Annotated in this window: 30 protein-coding genes; 13 read left to right on the top strand and 17 right to left on the bottom strand. The window is 56.7% G+C overall.

Features of this window, described 5'->3' with window-relative positions; genetic code table 11:
• Positions 1 to 10: 10 nt before the first annotated feature.
• Genes JNK54_01370 through JNK54_01315 form a run of 12 tightly spaced genes read left to right on the top strand, consistent with a single transcriptional unit; the run spans position 11 to position 11,708 of the window.
• Positions 11 to 628 carry a flagellar basal body-associated FliL family protein gene (locus tag JNK54_01370; protein MBL8022921.1) on the top strand — a complete coding sequence of 206 codons (618 nt, stop codon included), beginning with the start codon at positions 11 to 13 and terminating at the stop codon, positions 626 to 628.
• On the top strand, positions 625 to 1,527 hold the full coding sequence (locus JNK54_01365; GenBank protein ID MBL8022920.1) for a FliM/FliN family flagellar motor switch protein: 903 nt from the start codon (positions 625 to 627) through the stop codon (positions 1,525 to 1,527). The genes JNK54_01370 and JNK54_01365 overlap by 4 nt, the downstream gene beginning before the upstream one ends.
• On the top strand, positions 1,524 to 1,883 hold the full coding sequence (gene fliN, locus JNK54_01360; protein ID MBL8022919.1) for a flagellar motor switch protein FliN: 360 nt from the start codon (positions 1,524 to 1,526) through the stop codon (positions 1,881 to 1,883). The genes JNK54_01365 and fliN overlap by 4 nt, the downstream gene beginning before the upstream one ends.
• Positions 1,883 to 2,323 (top strand): flagellar biosynthetic protein FliO, encoded by a 441-nt coding sequence (locus tag JNK54_01355; GenBank protein ID MBL8022918.1) that lies wholly within the window; start codon positions 1,883 to 1,885, stop codon positions 2,321 to 2,323. Before fliN ends, JNK54_01355 begins: the two co-directional genes overlap by 1 nt.
• A complete protein-coding gene (fliP, locus tag JNK54_01350; GenBank protein ID MBL8022917.1) occupies positions 2,313 to 3,080 on the top strand; it encodes a flagellar type III secretion system pore protein FliP in 768 nt (255 codons plus the stop codon). Before JNK54_01355 ends, fliP begins: the two co-directional genes overlap by 11 nt.
• Complete coding sequence (locus JNK54_01345) at positions 3,077 to 3,346, top strand: flagellar biosynthetic protein FliQ (GenBank protein ID MBL8022916.1); 270 nt, start codon at positions 3,077 to 3,079, stop codon at positions 3,344 to 3,346. Before fliP ends, JNK54_01345 begins: the two co-directional genes overlap by 4 nt.
• A 12-nt stretch (positions 3,347 to 3,358) precedes the next feature.
• Positions 3,359 to 4,126, top strand: a complete 768-nt coding sequence (fliR, locus tag JNK54_01340; protein MBL8022915.1) for a flagellar biosynthetic protein FliR — start codon at positions 3,359 to 3,361, stop codon at positions 4,124 to 4,126.
• A gap of 9 nt (positions 4,127 to 4,135) precedes the next feature.
• A complete protein-coding gene (gene flhB / locus JNK54_01335) occupies positions 4,136 to 5,203 on the top strand; it encodes a flagellar biosynthesis protein FlhB (GenBank protein ID MBL8022914.1) in 1,068 nt (355 codons plus the stop codon).
• 47 nt (positions 5,204 to 5,250) lie between these two features.
• The gene (gene flhA, locus JNK54_01330; GenBank protein MBL8022913.1) at positions 5,251 to 7,356 is read left to right on the top strand and encodes a flagellar biosynthesis protein FlhA; all 2,106 of its coding nucleotides are present in this window, start codon (positions 5,251 to 5,253) and stop codon (positions 7,354 to 7,356) included.
• The gene (locus JNK54_01325) at positions 7,353 to 8,231 is read left to right on the top strand and encodes a FliA/WhiG family RNA polymerase sigma factor (protein MBL8022912.1); all 879 of its coding nucleotides are present in this window, start codon (positions 7,353 to 7,355) and stop codon (positions 8,229 to 8,231) included. Before flhA ends, JNK54_01325 begins: the two co-directional genes overlap by 4 nt.
• 6 nt (positions 8,232 to 8,237) lie before the next feature.
• On the top strand, positions 8,238 to 8,609 hold the full coding sequence (locus JNK54_01320; GenBank protein ID MBL8022911.1) for a PilZ domain-containing protein: 372 nt from the start codon (positions 8,238 to 8,240) through the stop codon (positions 8,607 to 8,609).
• Between the two features lie 9 nt (positions 8,610 to 8,618).
• The gene (locus JNK54_01315) at positions 8,619 to 11,708 is read left to right on the top strand and encodes a response regulator (GenBank protein ID MBL8022910.1); all 3,090 of its coding nucleotides are present in this window, start codon (positions 8,619 to 8,621) and stop codon (positions 11,706 to 11,708) included.
• Here JNK54_01315 and JNK54_01310 read toward each other — a convergent pair.
• From JNK54_01310 to JNK54_01245, 14 genes are all read right to left on the bottom strand, one after another.
• Positions 11,705 to 12,898, bottom strand: a complete 1,194-nt coding sequence (locus JNK54_01310) for a hypothetical protein (protein ID MBL8022909.1) — start codon at positions 12,896 to 12,898, stop codon at positions 11,705 to 11,707. The two genes, JNK54_01315 and JNK54_01310, sit on opposite strands and share 4 nt — an antisense overlap.
• On the bottom strand, positions 12,895 to 14,073 hold the full coding sequence (locus JNK54_01305) for a response regulator (protein ID MBL8022908.1): 1,179 nt from the start codon (positions 14,071 to 14,073) through the stop codon (positions 12,895 to 12,897). Before JNK54_01305 ends, JNK54_01310 begins: the two co-directional genes overlap by 4 nt.
• Positions 14,074 to 14,178: 105 nt before the next feature.
• Positions 14,179 to 14,424, bottom strand: a complete 246-nt coding sequence (locus JNK54_01300; protein MBL8022907.1) for a carbon storage regulator — start codon at positions 14,422 to 14,424, stop codon at positions 14,179 to 14,181.
• Positions 14,425 to 14,429: 5 nt separating this feature from the next.
• Entirely contained in the window at positions 14,430 to 14,885 is a 456-nt protein-coding gene (gene fliW, locus JNK54_01295; protein MBL8022906.1) for a flagellar assembly protein FliW, read from the bottom strand.
• Positions 14,882 to 15,757 (bottom strand): flagellar hook-associated protein FlgL, encoded by an 876-nt coding sequence (flgL, locus tag JNK54_01290; GenBank protein ID MBL8022905.1) that lies wholly within the window; start codon positions 15,755 to 15,757, stop codon positions 14,882 to 14,884. The genes fliW and flgL overlap by 4 nt, the downstream gene beginning before the upstream one ends.
• 18 nt (positions 15,758 to 15,775) lie before the next feature.
• Positions 15,776 to 17,404, bottom strand: a complete 1,629-nt coding sequence (gene flgK, locus JNK54_01285) for a flagellar hook-associated protein FlgK (GenBank protein MBL8022904.1) — start codon at positions 17,402 to 17,404, stop codon at positions 15,776 to 15,778.
• 3 nt (positions 17,405 to 17,407) lie between these two features.
• Complete coding sequence (locus JNK54_01280; protein MBL8022903.1) at positions 17,408 to 17,911, bottom strand: flagellar protein FlgN; 504 nt, start codon at positions 17,909 to 17,911, stop codon at positions 17,408 to 17,410.
• Complete coding sequence (gene flgM, locus JNK54_01275) at positions 17,908 to 18,231, bottom strand: flagellar biosynthesis anti-sigma factor FlgM (protein ID MBL8022902.1); 324 nt, start codon at positions 18,229 to 18,231, stop codon at positions 17,908 to 17,910. The genes JNK54_01280 and flgM overlap by 4 nt, the downstream gene beginning before the upstream one ends.
• The gene (locus tag JNK54_01270; GenBank protein MBL8022901.1) at positions 18,228 to 18,563 is read right to left on the bottom strand and encodes a rod-binding protein; all 336 of its coding nucleotides are present in this window, start codon (positions 18,561 to 18,563) and stop codon (positions 18,228 to 18,230) included. Before JNK54_01270 ends, flgM begins: the two co-directional genes overlap by 4 nt.
• A complete protein-coding gene (locus JNK54_01265) occupies positions 18,560 to 19,591 on the bottom strand; it encodes a flagellar basal body P-ring protein FlgI (GenBank protein ID MBL8022900.1) in 1,032 nt (343 codons plus the stop codon). Before JNK54_01265 ends, JNK54_01270 begins: the two co-directional genes overlap by 4 nt.
• A complete protein-coding gene (locus JNK54_01260) occupies positions 19,588 to 20,172 on the bottom strand; it encodes a flagellar basal body L-ring protein FlgH (protein MBL8022899.1) in 585 nt (194 codons plus the stop codon). The genes JNK54_01265 and JNK54_01260 overlap by 4 nt, the downstream gene beginning before the upstream one ends.
• Positions 20,169 to 20,495, bottom strand: coding sequence for a flagella basal body P-ring formation protein FlgA (locus JNK54_01255; GenBank protein ID MBL8022898.1), 327 nt, complete (start codon positions 20,493 to 20,495; stop codon positions 20,169 to 20,171). The genes JNK54_01260 and JNK54_01255 overlap by 4 nt, the downstream gene beginning before the upstream one ends.
• Positions 20,492 to 21,268 (bottom strand): flagellar basal-body rod protein FlgG, encoded by a 777-nt coding sequence (gene flgG / locus JNK54_01250; GenBank protein MBL8022897.1) that lies wholly within the window; start codon positions 21,266 to 21,268, stop codon positions 20,492 to 20,494. Before flgG ends, JNK54_01255 begins: the two co-directional genes overlap by 4 nt.
• A 15-nt stretch (positions 21,269 to 21,283) precedes the next feature.
• The gene (locus tag JNK54_01245) at positions 21,284 to 21,988 is read right to left on the bottom strand and encodes a flagellar hook-basal body protein (GenBank protein MBL8022896.1); all 705 of its coding nucleotides are present in this window, start codon (positions 21,986 to 21,988) and stop codon (positions 21,284 to 21,286) included.
• A 100-nt stretch (positions 21,989 to 22,088) separates the two neighbouring features.
• Between JNK54_01245 and JNK54_01240 the strand changes: the two genes are divergently transcribed.
• A complete protein-coding gene (locus JNK54_01240) occupies positions 22,089 to 22,514 on the top strand; it encodes a hypothetical protein (protein ID MBL8022895.1) in 426 nt (141 codons plus the stop codon).
• A 2-nt stretch (positions 22,515 to 22,516) separates the two neighbouring features.
• Here JNK54_01240 and JNK54_01235 read toward each other — a convergent pair whose 3' ends face one another.
• Genes JNK54_01235 through JNK54_01225 form a run of 3 tightly spaced genes read right to left on the bottom strand, consistent with a single transcriptional unit; the run spans position 22,517 to position 25,420 of the window.
• The gene (locus tag JNK54_01235) at positions 22,517 to 23,845 is read right to left on the bottom strand and encodes a hypothetical protein (GenBank protein ID MBL8022894.1); all 1,329 of its coding nucleotides are present in this window, start codon (positions 23,843 to 23,845) and stop codon (positions 22,517 to 22,519) included.
• A 29-nt stretch (positions 23,846 to 23,874) separates the two neighbouring features.
• Complete coding sequence (locus JNK54_01230) at positions 23,875 to 24,777, bottom strand: hypothetical protein (protein ID MBL8022893.1); 903 nt, start codon at positions 24,775 to 24,777, stop codon at positions 23,875 to 23,877.
• Positions 24,761 to 25,420 (bottom strand): hypothetical protein, encoded by a 660-nt coding sequence (locus JNK54_01225; protein MBL8022892.1) that lies wholly within the window; start codon positions 25,418 to 25,420, stop codon positions 24,761 to 24,763. Before JNK54_01225 ends, JNK54_01230 begins: the two co-directional genes overlap by 17 nt.
• Positions 25,421 to 25,468: the final 48 nt, after the last annotated feature.

Genomic DNA, 25,468 nt, shown 5'->3' with positions numbered 1-25,468 from the left:
ACCGTGACCGATGGCGCTGATTGATAAAGCAACAATCCTAAAAGGTGTGTGGGATGTGGTTCTCCTATCGGCGGCGGGCGCGGTGTGTGTGTTTGGTTCGCGTTTGGCTGTGGACCACGCGCTGGCTGAAGCCAGCGCTCAGTTGGCGGCACAGCCCTCGGCCTATTCTGTGGGGCCGCTCGGTTTGGCCGCTGGGGCGGGCCCCATCGACTTGGGGGAAGGGGCCGGGGATGGGAAAGTCAAGCCTAATCCCAATGAAGGGCATGGCTCAAGCGACACCGGAAAGAAGAAAGGGAAAAATGACGGAAAGGGGATTTTGACAAAAATCGCAACACCTTACCCGCTAAAAACCACAGTGGTCAATTTGGCGGGGGATTCCAATCACCGTTTCGCTAAAGTCTCCATCACCCTGGAAGCCGATTCCCCGGAGGTGATCAAAGAACTCGAAAGCGTGGACCATCAAATCTACGATTGTCTGATCGACACCTTGGGCAATGTGCGGGCCCAGGACATCGGTAGTGATGTGGGGAAGAACATGTTGAAAGAAACTCTCCGCACCAAAATGAATAAATTTTTAACGAAAGGTGAGATCAGCGACGTTTACTTGACGGAATTTCTGATCCAATGACCGAAACCGCCCGCCCCTTCGCCCCCGCGCCGGGAGGGACCCTCTCGCGGAAAACCCGCGATGCCCTGTTCCGAATCCACCTCACCTTTGGTCCAAAGGCATCAACGGATTTAGCCGCACGTTTGGGTCTGCCCATTAAAATCGAGGCACGATCTGTTGAGGTGGTGATTGGTGCTACCCCCCAAATAGCGGGAGCCATCGCCATGCCGTTCCTTATTTCTCCTGGGGCCGGTTCAGGGTTTATGGGGCTAGAGAGTGCCGCTGCCCGCGTTTTTTTAGAGGCGTCCCTGGGAGGAACGGCCCAGCCTGCGGGATCCTCCACTCGAGAACGGTCCGCGGGGGACATAACGCCCGTGGAGCGCCGGGTGGCTGAAGGATTTATGGAATTTTTTCTCAGTCGTTTGAACGCCCTTTGGGAAAGCTTGGGGGAATGCGCGTTCACGTCAAGGAAAACCGGGTCCTTTGAAGAAGGGTCCCCCGAAAAACGAGCGGAAGAGACCTATGTGATTGTCCTTTTCTCCCTGAGCGCCATGGGGACATCGAGTGCCTTGGAGGTGGGGCTTCCCCTCTCTTTTGTGAAACCCCTTACTGCGGGTTTGGAACATCCAGAAGAAAAAGACACATCGATGGTGGACGACCCGAAACTTCACCCCGTTTTAAAACGAAAAATGGATGGGGTCACGGTCCCGGTCCGGGCGTTTCTTGCCGAACCCGATATTTCACTTCGTGACATGGCGGCGTTGGAGCCCGGCGACGTTCTCAACGTCGGGCGATTGGGCGCCGAAGCGGTTTTACTGGCTGGTTCTGTTCCCATGTTCCGTGGGCAGGCCGGGATTTTGAACGGACACCGCGCCATCCGCATCACGAGTATCGCCAAACAGGATCGGAGGTCTCAATGACAGACGAAAAATCTACCCCCACAGCGCCAACGGAGCCGAATTCCCCGGAAGTGAAGCAAGTCCGTTTGGCGGATCTGGCCGCGGGAGGGGGGGACCCTCTTCCCACCAACATCGCCCCCCTGATGGACATCACTCTACGTGTGAGCGTGGTGTTGGGTGAAACACGAATGACCCTTGGTGAGTTGTTGAAATTAGGAACGGGATCTGTGGTTGAGCTGGACCGTGCGGCGGGAGACCCTATTGATATCTTAGTGAATGAACGTCTTTACGCCCGAGGAGAATTGGTGGCGGTTGGCGAATCTTTTGGAGTAAAAATTATTGACATCGTGGGCGGGTCGAAACCCGGGGTTTCCTGATGGGTTTCCCCACCGGCCGAAGCGTCCTCTTCGCCCTCTGCGTGTTGGGGGGAACCATCGTTCTTCAAGCCGGGGAGGGGCTTCCACCTCCCATGGAACCTTCGGTTTCCGAGCCGGATACCCCGGATTTTCTCAAACCTCAGTCGGCCCCTTCTTTCCCCGTGGTCCGGGTTATTGTGACGCTCTCCCTTCTTCTGGGCGCTCTGTATTTCGTAAAACCACTTCTCCAAAAAACAAAATGGGGAGGAGCTTCTGGCGGGACGGGGCTTGATGTGCTTGGGCGTGCTTCTCTGGGGCCACGTGCGGGAATTTGTTTGGTCCGAGCGGAAGGAAGGAAATTTTTGCTGGGGGTTGGGGCGGACGGGGTCCGTTTATTGGCCGAACTGGGGGATGGAACGTCCCTTGAAAACCCGCCGTCCGTGTTGCCCCATGACCTCTAAAACTTTTCAGAAAGTGTTTGGCGCCACGGGGATTCTTATTCTCTCAGTGTGGACGGTCCACGCCGCTCCGGCGGCACCGACATTGCCCACCCCGCTAGAAGGGGCTGTTCGCGCGATCGGCGATCCCCAGCGGTTGACGTCTGTTTTCGAGGCAGTGGCTGTGCTCACAGCCATTTCTCTTGTCCCTTCAGCCCTGATCATGACCACTTGTTTCCTGCGGTTCGTTATCGTATTGGGTCTTCTCCGCCAAGCGATGGCGCTTCAAACCACGCCTCCCAATCATGTCCTCATCAGTTTGGCCCTGATCCTAACTTTTTTTGTTATGGCCCCGACCGTGGCGGAAGTTAATGAAGTGGCTGTGCAACCCTACCGAGAAAATACGCTCAGCTTTGCCGAGGCGATCCCAAAAGCCGCGGTCCCCGTTCGAAGTTTCTTGTTACGTCAAACCCGGGCCCGTGAATTGGGGTTTACCATTCGCATGTCCCGCATGCCCACGCCAAAAAATGAGGAAGAGGTTCCCTTCATTGTTTTGGTCACCGCTTTTGTTTTGAGTGAATTGAAAACGGGGTTTCAAATGGGATTTCTCCTGTTCCTCCCGTTCCTCGTGATCGATTTGGGGGTGTCGAGTGTTCTCATGTCTCTGGGGATGATGATGGTTCCCCCCAGCATGGTGTCGTTGCCCCTTAAAATTTTATTGTTCATCATGGTGGATGGGTGGGCTCTTATTGCGCAGGGACTGGTCAAGAGCGTGCGATGACCGTCGATTTCGTGATGCAACTTTGGCGGGAATGTTTTATGGGGGCGCTCCTCTTCGCGGGGCCCATCCTTGCGGTAAGTTTGATCGTAGGGGTGGCGGTCGGCCTTTTTCAAGCGGCCACCCAAGTCCACGAAATGAGTTTAGTCTTCGTCCCGAAGATTATCATTGTGGCTCTGGTGGTGACGGTGTTCGGCCATTGGCAGTGGGGTCTCTTGGTTCAGTTTGCCAGTCGACTTTTGGCTGGATTACCTCAGATGGCGCGCTGATCGGGACATCTCGTGCCGTCTGATTTTGAGCTGGCTCGATTCTTCCTTGTTTTTCTTCGCGTCTCCGCGTTCCTCTCCTTTGCGCCTCCCTTTGGAGGAAAAGACGTGGCTCCCATGGCGCGGGCGGGTTTCTCATTCCTCACAGCAACTCTTTTGGTGACGTGGATTCCTTCTTCCGCGACCCTCCCGCATGATGGGTTGGGGTGGGCTTTGGCGGCGGGAACGGAATTATTGGTGGGATTGGTCATTGCGGGGTTCTGGTCGATGTTTTTGACTGGAATTCAAATGGCGGGCCATCTCATGGGCGCTCAAATGGGGTTGGGGTGGGGGGGGCTCTTTGACCCAACGGTGGGGGATTCCTCCGAGGTGGTTGTCCTTTTCCAACGGATGATCTTTTTCCTTTTGTTCTTCGCTGTGGACGGCCACTTGCGGTTGATGGAAATCCTTGTGCGAAGTTTCGAGTGGGTTCCCCTGGGGAACGCCGCGTTTCATGGATCGTTTTTTTCAAATTGGTCGGCCTCTTTCGGAAATCTATTTGAGATCGGGTTTAAACTGGCGGCCCCCCTGACGGTGGCCATTTGGTTGTTGACGATAGGTCTGGGTCTGATCGGTCGTGCCGCCCCTCAAATGAATCTCCTGTCCCTTGATTTTCCACTCCGGAGTGTCGTGGGCTTTTTTGTTCTCGCGCTGTCGGCCCCTCATTTAACACGGGTATGCGAACGACTCCTGGACCTCTTTTTTAAACGGGCGGACGTCCTGGTCCGATGTCTTGCCCCGTGAGCGCTTCCCATGGCCGCGAATGACGGAAAAGAAAAGACAGAGAAACCCACCCCCCGCCGCCTCGAAAAAGCAAAAAAGGAAGGCACCGTTGCCCACAGTCGAGAAGTTCCTGGTGTCGCGGCCCTCGCCCTGGGGATCATCGCCATCGGGGCCACCGGATCGGCGTGGAAAGGTCGCTGGGCCACCCTTTGGAACGAAATCAGTCTTGCTCTCTCCCGGGCCCCCCTCATGGAAGAAAATATTTTTGAGCCAATCCAGCGATCGGTGATTAGTCTCCTGTGGCTTTTCGCGCCCATTCTCCTGGCCTGTGCCTCCGGGGCGCTGGTTTTCGGGTGGGGGCAAATGGGGTTTCGATTCACCCCCGGTCTTCTTAAACCTAAATTCGACAAGTTAAATCCCATCACAGGATTTGGTCGGTTGGTTTCCATCCGCCAATGGGTGGACGCGGGAAAGACGGCATTAAAAGCGTCGGGATTCGGATTCATTGCCTACCTCACCTTAAAGGTCTTTTGGGCTCAAGCGCCACTGATGGTCGAGATGTCCCCCGCTGCTTTGGCCGAATCGACCTGGGCTCTCTCTTCAAAAATGTTGTGGCAATGCACAGCATTTTTCGTGGCGATCGCGGTGTGGGACTACGCCAAAGAATTCCGGCGAGTGTCCAAGGACCTGCGCATGACCTTGCAGGAGGTCAAAGACGAAAATAAGGAAACGGAAGGGAACCCGCAGATCAAATCCCGCATCCGGACATTGATGCGAAAAATGTCAAGTCGGCGAATGATGAGTCAGGTTCCCAAAGCCGATGTGGTGGTTACGAATCCCACCCATTTGGCCGTGGCCATTCAATATCGGTCCCGTATGCGTGCTCCTGAAGTGGTGGCGAAAGGAGCGGGCCTGATGGCTCAACGGATCCGGGAAACAGCCCTGGCCAACGGGGTTCCCCTATTGGAAAACAAGCCCTTGGCACAACTCTTGTATAAGAAAGTAGAGGTGGGTGATCCCGTACCGGTGGGACTTTATCAGGCTGTGGCCGAGGTCTTGGCCTATGTGTATCGACTCAAAAATAGGGTCCGGTCTTAGATGGCGCTCCTATCTCGATTCTTTTAGATATAAAAGGAGGGTTTTGAATGAGCTTTGAGGGCGCTCCCCCAACGAAGGGGCGGGTGAAATTGTGGGATTTGTTGGGGGCCGTTGGCCTCCTCAGTATTTTGGGGATGATGATTGTTCCCCTGCCGTCCTGGTCCGTGAGTTTGTTGGTGGTGACAAATCTGGCGCTTTCGGTGACCGTGCTCCTGGTGGTGATGGGCATCAAGGATGTTCTTGAATTTTCTATTTTCCCTTCCGTTTTGCTGGGTTTGACTCTGTTTCGTTTGGCCCTGAATCTTGCCACCACCAAACTGATTTTGTTGTCAGGGGATCCCGGATCGGTGGTGGAAGCTTTTGGCAAAGTCGTGGTACGGGGCGACGCGGTGGTGGGATTTGTGGTGTTTCTCATCCTCGTGATTGTTCAATTTCTTGTGATCACCAAAGGGTCTGAGCGAGTGTCGGAAGTGGCCGCCCGATTCACTTTAGACGCCATGCCCGGAAAACAAATGGCGGTGGATGCCGAAATGAATGCGGGGTTGATTGATGAAAAACAGGCCCGTACTCGGCGAGAAGCCATTCAGCGGGAAGCGGATTTCTTTGGAGCCATGGATGGCGCGTCGAAATTTGTTCGCGGGGACGCGGTGGCGGGGTTGGTGGTGGTGGCGGTCAATATTATTGGCGGGGTCGTCATCGGTATGATGCGTCGGAACATGGATATTGTGGACGTTCTCCGGACCTACACGGTATTGACCATCGGGGACGGTTTGGCTCACCAAATCCCGGCTCTGGTGGTTTCCACCGCGGCGGGTATCCTTGTGACTCGGTCGGCGACACGGGCTCCCGTGGGGCAGGAATGGGCGCGCCAAATGGCTGCGAATCCCCGTTCCATCGCGATGGCGGCGGGCACCATGGGGATATTGGGGATCACGGGGCTGATGACGGGGTTGCCGGTCATCCCGTTCATCGCTGTGGGAGGAATTTTGGCTGCCTTTTCTTTCGGGGCGAAAAAGGCCTCGACCGCTCCTGTGACCGTGACGAAACCCCGTGCCGCGGAAACGCCCAAAACGGGACCTGAAGATATGGCCTCGTTGTTGGCGGTGGAACCCCTGGAACTGGAACTGGGGTTTGGGCTCATATTTCTAGTGGAGGGAACGGACGGGGACCTGTTGGAGCGGGTGGGTCATATTCGGCGTCGCTTGGCTCGGGAGTTGGGGATTGTGGTTCCCCCGGTCCGTATTCGAGATTCCAGTCTACTCCCGCCGAACAGCTACGCGCTGAAAATCCGAGGTTTGGAAGTGGCTCGGGGCGAATTGATGCCGGGACACGCTTTGGCCCTCTCCGATGCTCAAGAAGGCAAAGACCTCTCCGCCACTCTTCGCGGTATCCCCGCGCGGGAACCGGCGTTTGGATTGCCGGCCCTGTGGGTGCCGGAAAGTGAAAAACGCAAAGCCTCCATGGAAGGCATCACCGTGGTGGATAACGGCGCTGTTTTGGCCACCCATCTGACCGAACTCCTCCTGGACCATGCCCACGAAATCTTGAGTCGCCAGGATCTGCAAACACTTCTTAACGATCTCAAGGCCCGGGGCCAAACGGTGACGGTGGACGATTTGATCCCGGCGCTCTTGCCCCTGGGAACCGTTCATCGTGTCCTTCAAAACCTTTTGGGGGAACGGGTCTCCATTCGGAACCTGACCGTCATTTTGGAAGCGTTGGCGGAGGCGGCGACGATGAGCAAAGATCCGGACCTGTTGACCGAATACGCCCGAGCGGCTCTCTCCCGGCAAATCTCCCTCCAATATCGAGATCCGGAGGGGAATTTGTGGTGTGCCACTCTTTCCCCTGTTGTTGAGAGGCGCCTCCAAGAAGCCATAACGCGGGGGGAACGGTCCTCCCGTTTGATGATAGATCCCGCGTTTTCAGACGATCTCGTCCGTGCTCTCTCTCTGCGGCTGGCGGCGCCTACGGGGGGAACGGAACGGTCTATCCTTTTATGCGCGGCGGGCCTTCGGCCCTTCGTCAAAAGGCATTTCGAACGGTTCCTTCCCCGCTTGGTGGTTCTCTCCCCCAATGAGATTACGGCCGATACCCGAGTAAAATCTTTGGGCGTGGTGGATGTCCCGTCCCGCACGGCGGCCGCCACATGATTCCCTTGAAAAAGCCATCGGGCCCCCTTCCCCTGGGCCCTCCAACGTCGACCCCACCGGACCCCCAGGTCCTTTGGGATCGCTATTTCCAAAATAACGATCCCGGGGCCCGGGAAGAGATTTTAGCGATGCACGCGCCTTTGGTTCGCCACATTGTGGGTCGAATGAAAGCCATCCTGGTTCCCCAGGCCGATCGGGACGATTTGGAAAGCGCGGGTGCGGTCGGGTTGATCCGCGCTTTTGATCGATTCGACCCGGCCCGGAACGTTAAATTTGACACTTTTGCCTATCGCTGGATTCAAGGAAGTGTCCTCGATCATTTGCGGGGTCTTGACCCGTTGGGTCGTGGCGCACGGCGGCGGGTTGAAAATTATCGGCGTGTTCAAACCGTTTTGCGTGAAGAACTGGGGCGCGAACCCTCGCAAGAAGAAATTCGCCAGGTGTTGAACCTGTCTCCCGAATCCATGCGAGATCTGTGTTGGGAAGTGTCCCATGCCTCCTCCGTTTCTTTGGACGCGGTGGACATGTCCAACGACACGCCCCAGGATCTGGCTTTGGCGTCGTCCATGAACGATGGCGGGCCTTTGGCTTTGGATACGATGGAACGACAGGAAGTGCTTCAACAGATTAAAGCGGTTTTAGACGCCTTGCCCGAAAAAGAGCGATTGGTGCTCGCGCTCTATTACCAAGAAGAACTGACCTTCCGGGAAATCGGAATGGCGTTGAAAGTGACGGAATCCCGGGCGTGTCAAATTCACACGGCGGCGGTAGCGGCGGTCAAGAAAAGTTTGGGGGTACCCCCTCCCGCGGCGGGCGTCCCGTCTATGGCGAAAGGGACGGTCCCTGCCGTCCCGGGTCACGAGAAAGGGGTTTAAACAGAAATGTCTTCCTCTTCCAATCCCCCTTCGTCTGATGGGTCCGCTTCTCGGGCCGATCGGGCACTTTTTCGCGTGGAATTTCCCTTCCGTGGGCGCCCCCTGTGTGAGTGGTCTGGTGTTCGTTTTGAGGTGTTGGATATCAGTGAACGGGGGATGCGTTTGAGTGTGGAAGGGCACACTCCGTTTGTTCGAGGGACGTGGGTACGGGCCGTCGTTTACTTTGAGGATTCCCCTGAAACGGTGGAAGGAACCGTGCTCCGCGGGAACGAGCGCGAAGCGGTGTTTCAATTGCGGGAAGGATTCTCACTTGAACGGATTCGACGGGAGGAACGACGCCTAATTCGGGCGACCCGTCCCCCTTCACCCCTAGACTAGGGAGGACGCATGCCACAGGGAATTCCATCTTTTCGACCTAAAAAAAATCCCCTAACACGGTATTGGTGGGGCGCGATCTTTGACCCCACATCCTTAGTCCGCCGCTGGCCCCTGGCCGGGGGGATCTTTGCGGTGAGTTTTGGAATTACGCTTTGGGTGTCCGGGGTGACCCTTTGGGAAAGTCAATCCCAAGAGCGCGCCCGTTGTGAACGGACGGCTCAGAGCGCCGAAAGCGCCCTTCAAGCGGCCTTGGCCCTTCAAGCACAGGGGGTGGAAGCGTTACGTGTGTTTGTGCAGCAAGGCCCTATTCGCGAGGAGAAACAACTGAAAGGATTTGTGGAAGCGTTGGGATTAAATAAAGGAGCCGGTTGGGTGGCCACGGGGATCCTTTCCTTGTCGACCAATGGTGGGAAACCGCGCCTGGACGTTCTTTGGTCCCAGGAGGGCGAGAAAGTTCCAACCCGTTGGTTTGAAGCACGGAGTTTTAAGACAACGATCGAACGCACGACGGCGGGAAAACATTCTGTTCTTAGCCCCGTCCTCCCTCCATCCCTCGCTTCTTCGCCTCGAGCTCTTTTGGTAGCGGAATTCCCGGGGTCGGCCCGGACCCGACGATACGTGTTCACGCTTTTGGATGTCCAATCCATGGCGAGGAAAAGCCTTCTTTCGAAAGATGAGGCGCGAGCGCGGTTCCGTGAAATCGGGGAGGCGGGGGAATACCATCCGATTTTCCAATCCGAGAACTTTTCTTCCCAGGGATCCTGGGCTTCTTTTGGAACCGCGGAACGTATGGTTCATATGGGGGGACGGATCTGGGTCCTTGACGTATCCACGGGATGGAACCTCATCTCCAAGGGAGCGCTGCGGTCCCCGCTTTGGCTTTTGCTGGGAGGAACGGCGTTCAGTCTCTTTTTGTTTTTCGTGGTTCGGTTTGCGACATCGGGGCGCGCGCGCGTGATGGCTCTGGCGCGTCGGATTGCCGCGCGCTTGAACGCCGTTCAACAAAAACTTCGATTGGCCATGGCGGGTTCCAACGACGGGTTGTGGGATTGGGATATTCCCAGTGGCGTTGTCACCACCTCGGCCCGGTTTCGGGAACTCTTGGGGTATCCCGCGAAGGAAGGGCAAGAACCCTACGGTGAGTTTATGACACGGTTCCATCCGTTGGATCGAGAAGAGGGCGAGAAAGCCATCAAAAAACATGTGGACTCCGGCTGGCCGCTCCGAATGGAATGTCGGTTCCAGGCCCGGGACGGTTCCTACCGATGGTTTCGACTCACTGGAATGGCGCCACCGACTTCAGCAGGCGCCCCGGTCCGGTTGGTGGGGGTGATCGCGGACATCACCAGCCATAAAGAGGCTGAGGATTCGCTCACACGGTATGTGCACGAATTGGAGGCATCTCGGGGTCAGGTGCATGAACAAACCGCTCGGCTCAAATCTCAAGCGGATGAACTTTCCCGCGCCAAGGAACAGGCGGACGCGGCCAATTTAGCGAAAAGCACCTTTCTCGCCACCATGAGTCACGAAATCCGAACGCCCATGAATTCCATTATCGGGATGTCGGAACTCTTGGGTGAAACCACGTTAGATCCCGAACAGCGCAAATACGTAAAAATTTTGACCCGCGCGGGCGAAAATTTATTGGATCTGATCAATGATATCCTGGATCTGTCTAAAGTGGAAGCTGGGCGATTGGACTTGGAAACCATCGATTTCGACGTGCGTGAAATGGTGGACCGGGTTGGGGAAATGATGGCGCTCCGTGCCTTTGGAAAAGGGCTCGAACTTGCGTGTCATGTGGCGGGGGACCTCCCCACCCTCCGAAAGGGGGATCCCACCCGACTGCGGCAGGTTCTCGTAAACCTGGTGGGGAACGCGGTTAAATTTACAGAGAAGGGCGAGGTGGTTGTCACTGTAGGGGCTGACCCGTCCGCCGCGGATGGGGAATCTATTTTGTTTACGGTGCGTGATTCTGGGATTGGAATTCCGAAAGAAAAACTGGTGACTCTGTTTGGAACGTTTACCCAGGTGGACTCTTCCACAACGCGTAAATACGGGGGGACGGGATTGGGATTGGCGATCTCAAAGAGATTGGTGGAAATGATGGGGGGAAAAGTACAGGTGGAAAGCGCTTCGGGAAAAGGGAGTACTTTTTCGTTCCGCGTGCGCCTGCCCATGGGGACGCCCGAACCGCTCCTGGCGACCCGACGGGAATCGGACGTCCCCTCGTTTGCGGGTCGCCGGCTACTTTTGGCGGACGACAATCCCGCGAACCGCTTGATTTTGAGGGACTATCTGGCCCCCACCGGAGCTCTCTTAGCGGAAGCGTCGGATGGAGACCAGGCTCTTTCGATTCTGGAATCCGCCTGGGCCCGGGGCGAAACCTTTGATGTGGTTCTCCTGGATGGCCGGATGCCGCCGAAAGGGGGACTCGACGTTGCGGAAGTCATTCGTCAGAACCCCAAGGGAAAAACCATCCCCCTCTCCATCCTCACCTCTGATCCCCGAGAAGGGGATGCCGCGCGGGCACGGGAGTTGGGTGTCACGCGGAGCATTAACAAACCCCTAAAACGCCACGAAATTTTGGAAGTGGTCCATGAATTGGTTGGAGCCGGCCCCCGCCCGACTGCAGTGGTGGCGACCGATAAAAAAAATCTAACGGTGGCGACTCCTTTACGGGTTTTGCTGGTGGATGATTCCGAGGACAACCGATTTCTTATTTTGGCGCTCTTTCGCGATTTTCCCCACAAATGGAAGTCGGCGGAAAATGGCAAAGAAGCCTTCGAATCTTTCAAAGAAGCGTCGGGGACGTCCAGAACCGAACCGGGGACGGGACCTTTTGATATTGTTTTGATGGATGTGCAAATGCCCGTGTGGGATGGTTACGCCGCCACCCGGGCCATCCGTGCCTGGGAAAAAGAAAAAGGGATTTCCCGTACCCCCATCTACGCTCTGAGTGCCAATGCTTTAAAGGAGGACGAGGCCCGTAGTTTGGAGGCGGGTTGCGATGGGCACCTCACGAAACCTGTCCGCAAAGCCACCCTCGTCACGCTCCTTTCCAAAATAACCCCACCCCAACCAATGGGATCTCTTTAGTGGTTTGAAACCGCCTGAGGGGTTGGCGGAGGTTGTCGGTAATTTTGAGCGCGCGTGTAAACGTTCGGGATGCCGGCCAGTGAGCGGTATTTGGAGACCGTACGAACAGCGATCGAAACTTTTCTCCCTGATTTCAGTTGGCCGGCCAATTCCGAGTCCCGAAAGGGAAGTGGGATCTCCCCCGAGCGGAAAAGAGCCTCCTCCCGCTCAATGAGTCGAACAAGTTCCGCCAGTGTTCCATGCAATGACCCGCGTCCCAGAAAATCCCGAAGCGGGAGTTCCTGGTTCCAGGGAGCCAGGACCGCTTTAGACGCCACGGCCCGGCAGACGGTGCTGGGGTGAACCCCCAGTTTTGCCGCCAGGCGGTCTTGGGTAAAATCCTTTAAGTCTTCTTCCTTTCCCGACACTAAAAAAGACCGCTGATGGTCCATCACGGCTTCTAAAATTTGGTTCATGGTGGAGCGGCGGGCGTTCACCAGTTCCATGGATTGAATGAGTTTCCTTAGGGCGCGTTTTTCTGCCGGGGTAAGGGAAGGATCTTTTTTGAGGGATTCCAACTTTTCGTATTGAATCGCATACCGCCCTCGTCCGTACCGAAGAGACGTGTAGCGAATGGAAAAACCTTCTCCGTCTCGGTCGATGTGGGCGATGCGAGAGAACGTGTTGAAATTCTCGGGGGTGGAGGACGGGGCGGTGTAAAATTCAGCACGAATTCCAATTTGGGTGGTGAGGTCCAACAGGCGTCTGGACTCCTCCGGGGTCAGTCCACAGGCGCGGGCGATGGTTTCAGGGGACCCGGTTCGGTCCGCGTAAAGGAAATAGGTCTCGAAATTGGAACGTCCAATCCGGTGGCAAAGATCGATGAGATCCCGCTTCTCTTCCAGCAAGGATTCAATATCCGCTTCTCCTGAAGACGGCGAGACCTCATCGCGAAGTTCGAGGAAACCCGACGTGAGACCACTCCGTGGGTAGCGTTGGTAGGAAAAGAGTTTGTGTTGGGGATTGTCGGTGTGAAAAAATTTACGAAAAAGAGGATCCCTCTCCACCGAAAGAACCAATTGACCAAAACTGTCTTCCGGCATCGAGAGGACTCGCGCGATTTTCAGCCGGGGAACAAGTTGTTGAAGGGCGCGCAATCCGGGTCGGGGTTCAACCCGGCCGCGAGGGGTTGCATTGGGTCCGTCGGTCATGTGGGGAGGGAAATCCGAACGGGGTTGGGGGGTGGGAGAAGATTGCCTGCCGCAACCAACAGTTCTTCCGCTCGGAAAGGTTTCTTTAAGAAAGGACAATCCCCGACGCGCCCCAAAACATCCGCATACGCTTCGCGCGGGTGACCGCTGATCAGAAGAATCTTTTTGGCGGGCCATCGGGACCGGATCTGGGCGTGGAGATCCAACCCTTCCCGGTCCCGACGCAAGGAGATGTCGAGAATGATCAGGTCCCCGCCGTGTTCTTCCAGATGGGTTATCGCCTCGGTTCCTCCAGCCAAGGAAGCGACAGCGTATCCCTGCCCCTTTAAAATGCGTGAGATCACGTTGCGTTGTTCTTCCCGGTCATCCACCACAAGGACTTTGTCTCGCAAGGGAGGGGTGGATTGCGGTTTTCCGGCCATGACGCTGGCCGGGAAGTAGAGGTCGATGGTGGTCCCCTGTCCTTCTGAACGAACATCCAGATAGGCCCCTTGCCGTCGGGCCAGTTGACGGACGACGGCCATCCCCAACCCGGACATTGACCGGCGTCCCAGGGTGTTGGAGGCGTAATAGGGTTCAAAAAGCTTTAATCGGTGAACGGGAGTCAAAACGGGACCCCGGTCGGTGACCGAGAGAACGGCGTAGGAACCCAGGGGGATACGTTCCCAGCCATCGAAATCTTCATTCAACGTTTTGGGGAACGTGCTAACGGCGATGGCCCCTTGCGGGTGGGCATCAAGAGCGTTTCGGAGAAGGTTTCCCGCAATGACGAGTATCCAATCCGCTGACCCCGAAATGGGAGGAAGAATTTCCTCCAAAGTTGTCTGAACCGTTGTCTCCGGGTGATCCCTCAGAAGAGCGGTCCATCCCTCGGTTTCGGTGGCTTGGTGAACCGGTAAATTCAAATTAAGAGTGGCCCGTTCGTCCCGGTCCAAGGAAAGGAGGGACAAATGGGTCGATAGCTCGTCAATGCGGTGAGCGGCTCGGCGAATCTGCCGGAGATCGTTGGCGAGGGGACTCTCGGGAGGGAGATGGCCTAGGATAAGGTCGGGGAGCAGAACGAGACACCCCAACTGGTTCGAAATTTCATGGGCCACGTCGGCGGTCAACGACCGGAGGGGAAGGTCGGATTTAAAAGGATCAGGGGACAAACCGTTGGTCTTCGAATCAGTCATGGGTTGTGGGGAGAAGGTTCATGGGAATCCCATCCATCGTGTTCCTCCCCGTTGAGAATAAACCATTTTAGGGGGTTGGTCGCAATGTGTCTAAGAAAGGGATCCCTATTTTTTGGGGGGAACGGTGGTGGGAATCGCGTGAGTCGCTTTATCCAAATCGGAAGGGAACGCGTTGGCGGCATGACGGTTGAGGGCTTTAATCGCGTCGTGAACTTCCTGCCGATGCACAGGCACGGTGGTGGGGGCGGATATCCCCAAGGTCACCTGGCCGCGTGCGATGGAAAGAACTTTGACGACTATGGTGCCGCCAATAAGGACACTTTCCTCCAATCGTCGCGTGAGTAAAAGCATGGGGATCAGCCACCCGGGGAGAGGAATTCGGAGGGCGGGAGGGGAAGGTCCAAGACCAGTTGCCGCCCGATCCGTTTCTGGATGTTGACCGCGATCGGACCGAGACGGTTCAAATGGATTTCCCCTTTGGAAACGGAGACCACGCCCAAGAGGCGAGGGTTTTCCCCTGGTTCCAATCCGAGTTGGGTGCGTTCCTCTGTTGTGAGAAGTGTGGGGGCGGCGGTGTCGGGTAAATCCAACGCCGTTACGGGAAAGGCCAAGGACCCGTCCTCAAGGTCTTGCAGCCAGAGAAAGGGACTTTCTTTGCTGTGGGGTACCAGCGCGAACAAATGAGGTCCGGGAAACCCCACCAAACCCTCTGGGAAAGAAAGCGCAAGTTCTTCATCGATCGTGAGCGTTCCGAACCGGGTGGTCTGAACCGTTCTCTCCGTCGCGGTTGGCGTATGGGGAGAGGGTGTCATCGGAGGTAATCCAAAAGACTTGATTTGAAAAGAGACGCCGAGGCTTTCAGCGCCGCCTCATAAAGGGTGTTGGCGTTTTGGAGATCCACCAGGGCCTGCGGCATATCGGTGTCGTCGTTGTTGGAAATACGTTTCATAAGATTGACCTCTAGGTCGTCCAGTCGTCGGGTCGTTGTTTCCACACGTTGGACTTCCGCGCCCAACGTGGCTTCCAGTTTAAGCATTTGATTTAGGGCGTTGTCCAACCGAGGGAGCAAAGCGTTGATGGCGTTCGAGTCATTGTTCGTGAGGGCGGTTTGGAGGTCGGTCAGAACCTGGAAGGCGTTTTCGCCATCCACAAAAACCTGTTTTCCGGTGAGGTTCACCACCGAAGTTTCCCCCGGGGAAATGTCCCGAACCATTGTCCCCGTGTCGCCCTGGTAGACCGCGGCGCTCGTGAACGCCGGCGTCGTGGTCTTGTTGCCAGCGAAGAGGGACGCTCCGTTCCATTTGGTGTTGGCCGTTTCCAACAGCTGAGAGGCAATCCCTTGCACACTCAACGCCAGCACCTGCCGAGATTCCAAGGACAACGTGTCATTGGCTCCCTGAATTGCCATCACTCGTGCCGTTTGTATGGATTCGCGGGCGGTGGCCAAGGACCCGAGTGTCGCGCTCATCCAGGTCACCCCATCTTCCGCGGTTTTTCGGTGTTGAACAAGAGCGGTGTGCGCGGCGTTCAGCCCTACGGAACGCGCGGCCCGAGCGGGATCGTCGGATAGGTTGTGGACTTTTTGGCCTGATGAAATCTGTCGTTGCAGACGATTCATGCTGTCCAATTGCCGATGGATGTCGTCAACCATGCCGCGCTGGATGATTTTATCGGTGATTCGCATGGGGTTCCTCCTTCGCTGTTACCGCTGAATCATATTGATGAGAGTCAGGAACATTTCGTCCGCGGTACGAACCGCCCGTGCTGCCATTTCATAGGATCGTTGAAAACGAATCAAATTGGCGAGTTCTTCTTCCGTGGAAACGCCGGATGTCGAGTCCCGGAGGTTCTCCACCTGTTGGAGGATAAAGCCTTGGCTTTCGCTGGTACGGCTGGCGGCTTCGGATTGACTTCCGACATCGGCCAGAAACCCTTGGTGGAACTCTTCAAAGGAGCGCGTCCCCCCTCCCATCAAACGTTGATTCCATAAGTCCGCCAAGGACCGAGCGATCGTGTTGTCCCCCGGAGCGCCGGAAACGGACGTGGCGATGGCGTCGGTGCTTTCAGCCACAGCGTCGGAGAGGGCCCACGCGCCGGGGTTTCCTTTAAAAAAATCGTTTACGATTCCCAGCGTTTTTAACAGGCCGTTGGGATCTCCCGTTACCTGGACCGTTTGGGGGTTGAGGGCGGCGGGGGACAGGGTTAACCGTTGCCCCACAACCGTGGCCCGGACCCCGGTCGCCCCTTCCGAAAGATTGAATTTTCCCGCCACGGTGGCGATGTCGTCCCCAGCGGTAAAGGTAACGTCTACTCCATTCAGGGAGACCGTGGCGTTGGAGGTCAGTGTTCCATTGAATCGGGTGGACCCCTGGATGGCAACCGACCCGTCTAAACCCACCCCTGTCCGGTGGATGGCGTTCACCTGGGTGACCAAAGCGGTAGCCAATGAGTCCAACTCGTTCATCATTCTGGGGTAAATCGAATCGCGCGCCTCCAGAAGACCTTTCAGTCGCCCGTTGCCCACCACGAGGGGTTCGTCAAAAGTCGCCCACCGAATTTCCCCCAAACCCAGGAGGTCCCCGGGTTTCTGAACCACGGTCAGCGAACCGGGGCCGGTGGCCTCCACCAGAGGGGCTCCCCCCAGGTAAACCGAGACGGATCCATTGTTGCGGTGAATAATTTGAAGCGGGACCAATTCGGAGAGATCCGTGAGCAATTTGTCCCGTCGGTCGAGGGCGTCGTTGGGTCTTTGGCCCAAAAGGGTGGCGGTTTCGATCTTGGTGTTGAGCGCAAAAAGTTCCTCAGCGGCCATGTTGATTTTGGGCACCAGACTCCGAATTTCCCCGTCCGTTTGGATGCGGAGATTGTTGAAGCCTTGGCGGGTGCTGTTAAAGGATTCCATGAGGGTCTGGCCTTCCACCCGTAGGACTGCTCGGAGACCTGGGTCTCCGGGATTGTTCGCCAGGCTGGCCCAGGCGTCACGAAAGCGCGTCATCTTGGAATACAGGCCCCTGTCCCCGGGTTCGGAAAGGAGATCTTCGGCTAACTGATAGGATTCCACCAGGGCATCGGCTTCTCCCTTTCCCCCAAATTCCCGACGAAATTGTCCCTCCAAAAATTCACTCCGCAGTCGTTCCACATTTTCAACCTGAACCCCTCGCCCGGTATAAAATCGTCCGTCAAAATCTGAAATTTCCGTGGAATAGATCACCCGTTGGCGGGAATAGCCGGGGGTGTTCACGTTGGAAATGTTGTGAGAAATGGTTTGAATCGCGACTTGAAAAGCCCGGAGGGCCCGTGTGCTGAGGTCAAAACTAGCGAGGAGAGACACAGTTCACGCCCTTTTTTGAATGACGGGTGGGGCGCCTGTTCGTCGGGCCCCATCCGGACCGTAGGTGTCCGCTCCGGGCCCGGTTAAAATTCCAAAGAGGTGTCGGTTGTAATGCTGGGCCCGCCGAATGAGGCGCGCGTTGCCCTGATTGAGAGCCCCAATTTCCTTCATGACTTTAAAAAGGTTGTCTTTCGCTTGAACCAATTGGTCCCGGGCTGTGCCCTCCATTCGACAGGCCAGGTCCGCGAGCGAAGAATCCACCCGACCCAACCCCAGTTCGTTGGAGATTTCCGCAGAAACTTTTCGATGTTCCGATTCCGCTGTTGCGATTCGGCGCAGGCGATCTCGCTTTTCACCGAGGGCCAGCGCCAGCGCGTCGTCTTTGCCTTCGGTGAGGGCCTCCCGCTCTCGTTCCAAAACGGAACAAAGATCGTCACACAGAGTGACGATCGTGTCCAGGGAGGCCACCAACCGAGGCAAAGAAACAGGGGAAGCGCTTGGCGTCATCCCTTCCCCTTGAACCCGTTGAAGAACATTTTCTGAGCCAATGACGTGGTGTCCACCGCGTAGGTCCCTTCCGCGATCTTGCTGCGCAGGGCTTCCACGTGGGCGACGCGGTCGGCTTCCTTGGCGCCTAAGTTCGCCCGGATGTTTTGGACGTCCCGAGCTAAGGCGGAAATCTCGACCTTGTCCCCTTTATTGGGTTCCACTTCCTTGATTTTCTGGATTCCTTCCACGGGGGCCGTTTTTTTGGCCGCCGATGATTCCTCTGGCCCTCCAGGTCGAACAGGTTCATTCGACCCATTGATTCCTATGGGATTTATCATGGGGAGACCCTCCTCTCGCTTAAGTTATCGGCACTTGGGGAGGAATCTTGAGCGGTTTTGGCCAGTTCCCGGTAAAGCATTTGGCCCAATCCTACGCCTCCAGCCCGGGACATTTCACGACCGATGGCCTCGTCCTGGAAGTCTTGGACCATGGCCAACGCGTGACTTTTGTCACCCGAGATGGCAACGGAGGAGTTCCCGCGTCCTTCCCGGAGAAGAGTATGCAAAAAAAGGGCCTCGAAATCCCGGCAGGCATCCCGGAGGGAGTCTTTTTTAACCCCCGCCCCAGGAGGGGGGGAATTCTGAAAAGTCGAGAGAATGGACGTGTTCACATGAGCACCAAATCGGCTTTCAGGGCGCCGAGCCGTTTGATCATTTTGAAAATAGTGACAATGTCTTTGGGTCGAGCCCCCACGCGGTTCAAGAGCCCCACCAGGGTGGGCACGTCCCCTTCTGTTCCTCCCGCGGAGGAAGCACGGCCCACCTCGATTTTCAAACCAGCGTGGGAGATGGTGACGGCGGAAAGTTTCACTTCCCGACCGGACACCACGGTCCCGGTCTGTTCGTTCACCACCACCCGGGGCCGTTCGTCGGCCCCCACGCGAACCATTTCGGCTCGGGCGGCAAACCCCACAGGGTCGTTTTTGAAATCAGGGGGAATGTCAATCTCGATCAGCGCGGCGTCCAGGGCCCGGCAGGAGATTTTAAAGGCTTCCCGAAGGGCTTGGGCGGTTCGTTCGGCGGTGACATAATCGGGGGTGTGCAGTGCCACGCTCAATTTTCCTTCGTTCATTCCGTTGGGGACAGGCAATACTTTTTCCATTAGGACACCTCCGGGGACCACCACGGTGGTGTTTTGGACGGCGTTGGATTTCCCTTTCCTTCCCCCCGATTCAGGATCGGAGGCCAGGGCTCCCTGCGCGGTGGCGTAGATTTCGCCGTTGGCTCCTCGGAGGGGGGTCAGAAGGAGGGTCCCATTCTCCAGGCTGGTGGCGTTTCCAACGGAAGAAACCCGGGCGTCTAAACTGGATCCAGGTCGAGAAAAAGCGGAAGCTCGGGCGGTGACGATGACCGCCGCCACGTTGTTTGAGGCAATTTCCTGGGGGGAAAGGGATAAACCCAAGCGGTTTAATAAATTGGCCATGGATTGGGCGGAGGGATTCGACCCCGCTTTGTCACCGGATCCGCGAAGGCCGGTCACCAGACCGTAGCCCACCAACTCCATTTCCCGCCAGCCCCCCACCCGAGCCAAATCCTTGACCCTCATATCGGCCCAGGCGGTTCCCACTCCGCTCACGGAATGCAACAGAAAAACGGCGAGGGTTCCCCACCGACGTGTTTTCTCTGAGAGGCGGTTCAAAACACCCATCCAAAAATCCAGGAGAGAAGACCTTGCCGATGAAGGCCCGGTTCTTTCCTGGACTTGTATTCAATTCGGGCGGACGCCAACCGGGTGGAAAGGACCGTGTTCCCAGGCCCAATGTCCGCCGGGCGTAAAATCCCTTTCAATCGGATGGTTTGCAGCCCCCCTTCCAGGAGGATTTCCTGTTCCGCTTCGATGCGTAAATTTCCGTCCGGCATGACTTCCGTTACCCGCGCCGTGACCGCGGCCACCAAACTTCCCCGGCGCTCTAAACCGGTTTCCGCTTTCGTGTCGTTGGTCACCTTCAATCCTAAACTATTTTTGGACGCCCGCCCGGTGTTGGATGTTTTGACATCGGCCGAAAGATCAGTTTCTTTTTCGGCCATGGAACTCACACGCCGCGACCCTTTCGAATTCTCCACAATTTGTACCGTTACGAGGTCCCCCACGCGGGATGCGCGGGGGTCGGAAAAGAGCATCATGAGGGGCGGTTCCGCCGGGGGGGGGGCCTGAACAACGACCGTTTTTGTGCACGCCATGGTGCTGAGCAAGAGGACACCCCCCCAAAAAAATCTCATGGATTCGATTCCCCAAAAGCTTGAATTTCCACCCACCCGTCCCGGACAATTCCTTTCAACGGTTTTCGCGTGGCGGTGTTGAGGACCGGGATGATGTCTCCGGTTTGACCGTTTTTTAGGGCGCGCCCCGGGGCGGAAAGCCGGATCCCATCGGCGAGGGCCACGAGCAAGATCTGTTGCCCTCTCCGGACAGCCAGGTCTTCTTGATCGTGAGAGGCGGGAACATCTTTTTTCGAGTAAGCGGTGGTTTCCCAGGCGTTCAACGGGAAGGCCGCCAGAAACCCACAGGGGACGATCAACGCGTTCCAGAAAGATCGTTTCATCCGCGGAGGTTGTTGGAAATCCGAATCATATCATCCGCCGTTTGGATGGCTTTGGCGCTCAGTTCGTAGGCTCGTTGGGCGGTGATCATGCCAACCATTTCGTCCACTACGCTGACGTTGGATTGTTCCAGCATGCCCTGTCGAACTTGACCCATTCCATCGAGACCCCCTTGACCCGTGACCGGAGATCCCGCGGCGGGACTCTCCGCGTAAAGACTGTGGCCCAGGCTTCGTAACCCGGCGGGGTTGGAAAAGGAGGCCAGCTCAATGGTGCCAATTTCGGTGGGGGCTCCGCCGCCTGATCCTCGAACCGACACTGTCCCGGAGGGATTGACAACGATTTCTTGGGTGCCTGAAGGGACCGTTATCTCCGGTTGCAGGGCATACCCGTCCGCGGTGACAATTCGTCCGTCACTGTCCAGTCGAAAGGTGCCGGACCGAGTATACCCGATGCTCCCGTCCGTCAAGGCCACTTGGAAAAACCCGTCCCCTTCAATCGCCATATCCAGGGGGGTTTCCGTGACCTGGAGGGCCCCGCCGGTAAATATTTTTTGAGTGGAAACGGGGTAGGTTCCCGTTCCCACCTCCAATCCGTTGGGTGATCCCTCTTCGGTTCCGGGTTCCCGCAGGGTTTGATAAAAAAGGTCCTGGTAGTCCACTCGTTGACGTTTAAAACCGGTGGTGTTGACGTTCGCCAGGTTGTTGGAAATCGTGTCCACGTTCAATTGTTGGGCCGACATTCCTGACGCGGCGGTCCAGAGGGCTCGTATCATGGGTGTTCCTCCCGATTACCGTCCCAGCTCTTGGATGGCACGTCCCAGGGCTTCGTCTTGGGCACGAAGGGACCGCTGGTTCGCCTCGAAAAGCCGGAGGGTGTTAATCATCTCAGCCATTTCCTGAACCGAGTTGACCGATGACGCTTCCAAAAATCCTTGGGAAACGCGGCCGTCTCCGGCCTTCGCCTCGCCCCGGGTGAGTTCCATGAGACCTCCACCCGTTTTTCGCAGTACCGATTCTTTTGAAAAGGTCGCCACACGGAGTTGGCCGATGGGTTCCCCGCCCATGGTCATCTTTCCGCTTATGTCAACAGTCAGGGCCCCACCCTCGGCCCTTTTTTGAATAGGTCCGCCCGTGCCCAAAACCACTCGGCCGGTGCTGTCCGTGAGACGACCCTTTTGGTCCCATTGGAAAGACCCGTTACGGCTGTAACGGACCCCGTCCGTGGTCTCCATGGAGAAAAATCCGTCCCCCTGAAGCGCGAAGTCAAGCGCGTTGTCGGTGCGAATCAGGGTTCCGGGTCCGGGGTCATACGATGTCCGTGCAATGGGTGAAGACACCTGTTGGCCCCGCAAAACCTCTTGAAATTCTTCGAAATTCACCCGGTCTTTCTTAAACCCGGTGGAATTGACATTCGCCAAATTGTTGGATTGAACGTCCTGTTTGGCCATCAGGGCGGACATTGCTTGGGCGTTGGCGTAAATTCCTCTTAGCATGGGATCCTCCACCTTACTTCAATGCAATCTCTGTGCCAAGATGCGGGTTAAGGGAATTCACGGGATGCCGATAATGAGATTGAGCAGGAAGGGGGATAAGATGATCGAGCCATTTGCCGCGTTGGAACAGTGTTTGGTCAATGAGATAAAATTTTTGAAGCGCGCCGTGGCCCGAGCGGCCGAGGAAGCGGTGGAGCGGGGGACAAGCGGTGGGTTTCGTTCGGTGGATTTGGCCCGACCCCTGGCGGCGCTGGATTCGGCCCGCCGAGCTGCGGAGGAAAGTGCTGCCAGGGCGTGGTTGCGGGGCCCTTCCTGTTCCCGGGAACGGATGCGCGCGCTCCATTGTAAAGAATTGAGGCAACGGGTCGCCTCCCTTTCGGCACAACTGGCCCAACTTAACGAGGGGCATCTAACTATGCTCACCGGGGGTCACACTCCCCCGGTGAGGCGGGTTTCCATCATCCCCGCGGAAGAGCACGCTTTCGCCCTCCGCGGGGATCTTCAAGTGGGGGCCATGCGGTATTAAGGTCAAGGGAGTCCTTTGACCTGGTTGTCCATCCAGTCCGACCAATTGCCCATAAGGGCATGCAACGCTTTCTTGACAGCGTCCGTGGGGGTTGCCCCATACCCTTCAGCGGAAGGCCCCTCTCCACGAAAAACCCATTTTCCTTTCGGTCCCGAAAAAATTTGAACACGACTGTTTAAAACAGACCGGTGGATTTCACCGTCGGGGTGACGGGTAAGGGTGGTCTGGATTTCGATCGCGATCAACGATTCCTCTCCCGGGGGAGGGGAACCTCCGCTGGATTCCGTCCGAACGTCCCAGGGCAACCGCCTGAGCTGGTCTTCCACGAAATCGGTGAAGGCGCTTTGGACTTCGTTTCGATTGGATTGGACGTTCAAGATGACTTCCCGCCGCTGATGGAAAAGACTTTGACAGGCAGGGGAAGGGGGGCCGTCATGGCCTTCAACCTCAATTTCCAAGGTGGAGTGGGCCACAAATAAATCAACGACTGGGTGAAAGCGACCAACCCCGTTTTCATCCGATTCCACCGCTAGGAGTGCCTGTTGAGGGCGATGCTTCCAGCGGGAGCGAAGAGGAATCCCCTCCAAATGGACGGGACCGGTTCCGGTCCAGATCAATTGGGCGGTGACGGGGCCGGCATACCGCCCGTTTCGGTCATAAATAAAAGGGTCGGATGAACATTCTAACCGGAGGGATCCCAGGATCTTGTCTCGATGGTCTCGGGCCCAGGCCAGCACATCAACAATTTTTCCATTTTGATCAACGACTCCTTCCAGAGGGAGTCCCGGGAAATCGGTTTCGGCGCGCGATTGAAGAAGGGCGAACGCGTGTAGGGCTTCAGCCAATCGGCCTTCTTCCAGGGCAGAATGGGCCCGCTGGGCCTCGGCCAGGGCTCTGTTTTTCTTCGCCATCAAATCCCGGTGCACGTCCCCATCGTAGCGTGCGCGTCGGACCGCCACTCGGCAACGGACTTGCCCTCTCCGTGGATGGTGGAGCTGAAACTCTTCTCGATCCAGTTGGGTGGGAGGGATGTTGGCGTAGGTGTCAATGCGCGATTCAAGCGATTCCTGGGGACGGCCTGCGTTTTGGCCCAAGACATCCAGGATCGTGCTCCTGACGGCGACCCGAACGTTTCGTGCCAGATCTCCCAAGGCCCGGGTTTTGGCCTGTTCCCGAGCCGTGCCCGCGTCGGGCTCCAGTTCCGCCCAACCTTCTCCCAAGTAAAATTCGCGGGGGTTTTCCTGAAAAGGTTTTTTCCCTCCCCCCGCCAAAAAATGGGGGACAAGGAGAAGGAGACCAACGACCAAAACCTGGTGGCCGATAGAGCGCATGGTTGACCTGGAATCCTCAGTTGAGCGGGTTAAAGGGACGAAAATCGTTCCTGGTCGAAAGGAGGAGTATCGGGAAACCGAAAGGTCACGGTGGTCCCGGTTTCCGGCCGGCTTTGGAGGGACAGAGAACCTCCATGGGCGTGGACCAACCAACGGGCCAGGGGAAGGCCCATCCCCCGGCGCCCACTTTTTGTTGTGAAATAGGGTTGGAAGGCCAAGGGCACCATGTCGGCGGCGAGGCCTATCCCGGTGTCGATGATCCGAACCACCACGTTCGAGGATTCTCTGGAGGTTTCAACTTTGAGGTGTCGTGGGCGGTGGGTTTGATCCTGAGAGGGCGGAATGGATTCGTCTGACAAGGCGGACTCACGGGGAACCATAGCTTCGGCCGCATTTTTGGCGATAGCGTCGAAAACTTTGTCCAATAGATCGGGATCTGCCCAGATGAGTGGAAGGGCACCGTCTAAACGTCTCATCACGGTAACCCCGTCCCATTCGGGATGAAGACGAAGCCCATTCAGAAATTGACTGAGAAGAAGGTTCAGATCCACAGGTCGCGGATGGAAAGCGGGCCGTTGGGTTAACAAGACCAAATCCGAAACGATCTCTGTAATATGTCGTGCCCCGCGTTCGGCCAAGGTCAGCATTTCCCGAGTGGGGCCAGGACCCATTTGTTGAAGGCTCATTTGGAGCCCCCCTTTCAAAGCACACAACCCACTTCTTAATTTATGGGCCACGCCTCGACCCACGTCTTCCAAATTGCGTGTGGGGTCTTCCAGAGGGAAAACATGTCCCAACTCAGGAGACCCGAGGGAGGGGCCTTCCCCTGCGAATTCAGATTTCAAGTTGCGGGGGGCATGGGTGGTTCCACGCTTTTCGGCCCGTGGCCGGAGGGTTGGGGAGGCTGATTTTCGTTCAGAGTGGGGTGCCATGGCGAGAACCTCCAGCGGGCTGTGTTTTTGATAAATACAGAACGGAGATCAGGATGACGGCGACCTGAAAAGCGGCTGATCCGTAGAGCGCGAGGCGGAGATGGTCCTTCTGTTCGTTCTGGCGCTGGATCACACGGGGGTGTACGAAACGAACGGAGGCTTGAACACCCTCTCCGCTGAGGGCCAATCGAACGGCCCGGAGGGTCAACCTCACTTCTTCTGAGGAAAAATAACCCCATTCCGCGAACAACACAACATCGGGGACTGTCGGATTCATCGACTGGGCGTCCCCAGTCCATTCCCGCCGTTTCATGAGCCGACTGATCTCCTGGACCGTCCCTTTTTGCATTTCATCCGAAAAGAGGAATTGTTTGAAACCGTTCACGAGGCGCGCGTTTAAGAAAGGGGGAAGGGATTCAAAATATAAATCTTTTTCCGGGCCGCTCACGGTTTCAATTTCCCGGGCGGACCTGTGGAGCCCCTTGGCCTGAGCCGATTGAAGAAGTTGCTCACATACCATGTCCAAGGCTTTGTCGGGGGAGGGAGGGGCGGGTTGTTGAAGTCGATGGATTCCATAGGCCTCAAAGAGAAGCAGAGGGCCCGCAAGAACCAGCAGAACGATGACAACGTGTCGAGAGATCATGGTTTCTCATATTCGATTAGCAATTTGCATGCCAGGTGGTTGGTGTGC

It is taken from the genome of Elusimicrobiota bacterium (genome assembly GCA_016788905.1).
Taxonomy (GTDB): Bacteria; Elusimicrobiota; Elusimicrobia; order FEN-1173; family FEN-1173; genus JADKHR01.
Note: the sequence above shows the minus strand (reverse complement) of the source record. Positions and strands in the feature narration are given on the sequence as shown.